A 318-nucleotide genomic window follows, 5' to 3' on the forward strand; every position below is an offset into this window, starting at 1 on the left:
GTGCCAGTCCGAGCCAGAGCAGCCGTCAGTTTGAAGTGCTGTTGGCTGGTATTACGGTCAGTAATGTGGATTTGCGTTGGCAGCAACCTGGTATCCAGACCCGGATAACGGCCGATAATATGACGGTAGGTCTGATCAACAGTGCTGAAAACCTGCCTGTCGAGTTGGCCGGGGCATTACAGATAGCGGCGTTACGTCTGACTCAGCCGCAGGCCGTGACACTGAACCAACCATTGGTTGTCAGCTGGCAGGGGTCAATCAACGACTGGCGGCGTGATCCGGAATTGACCGGTGACCTGACGTTGAAACACCTTGATG

At 55.0% G+C, this 318-nt stretch carries 1 protein-coding gene; it reads left to right on the forward strand.

The features are described from left to right. On the forward strand, positions 1-318 hold a 318-nt coding region (locus Q4563_RS18255), incomplete at both ends, for a hypothetical protein (RefSeq protein WP_303605514.1).

The organism is Gilvimarinus sp. 1_MG-2023, from assembly GCF_030548285.1.